This is a genomic window from Exiguobacterium sp. s22 (assembly GCF_018617455.1).
Taxonomy (GTDB): domain Bacteria; phylum Bacillota; class Bacilli; order Exiguobacteriales; family Exiguobacteriaceae; genus Exiguobacterium.
Genome location: NZ_JACSKD010000021.1, coordinates 1 through 666 on the forward strand (window position 1 = coordinate 1; position 666 = coordinate 666).

Annotated in this window: 1 protein-coding gene; it reads right to left on the reverse strand. The window is 55.0% G+C overall.

Annotated features, from left to right (window positions below; genetic code table 11):
• The coding region (locus tag KNO94_RS15155; protein WP_214781045.1) for an RNA-guided endonuclease TnpB family protein at nt 1–666 on the reverse strand (666 nt) is incomplete at both ends.

Sequence of the window (666 nt, forward strand, 5' to 3'; positions counted from 1 at the left end):
ATGGACTTGGCGAGCTTATGGTTTTGCATCATGTCCTTCGACTTCAATGTCTCCACGACGATGACTTGGTTCTCGTCAACGATCCGTCTCGACAGCTTGTGAAGGAAGTCCTTGCGTTGGTTGGCAATCTTTTCGTGTTTCTTAGCCAAAAGTAACTTGGCTTTTTCACGATTCTTGCTTCCAATTTTCTTTTGCGACAGCGCCCGTTGCGCCTTCTTGACCTTCGCTTTGGACTTCCGGAGGAGTCGGGCGTTGTCAATCTTCTCCGAGACCATCGCGTTGTTCGTCATGACGGCGAAGTGCTCCAGGCCAAGATCAATCCCGACCTTGTTCTTGGCTGGGATCCACTTTTCCTCCTCTTGATTGACGAGGATGGAGATGAAGAACTTGCCCGTCCTCGTCATCGAGACCGTCGCCGACCAGATGACGCCCTCGAACGGACGATGTTGTTCGAACTTCACGAAGCTGATTTTAGGAAGTCTCACCTTGCCGTTCTCGATGCGGATCGTACCGTGCTGGTTGTTTGTCGTGTAGGAGGCGCGCGACCGCCGTCTCGATTTGAAGACCGGGAAGCCGCCCGTCCCGGCGAAGAACTTCGCGAACGCGGTGTCGAGGTTCAGCTTCGCGTTCGCGAGCGCGAGGCTGTCCGCCTCGGCGAGGAACGGG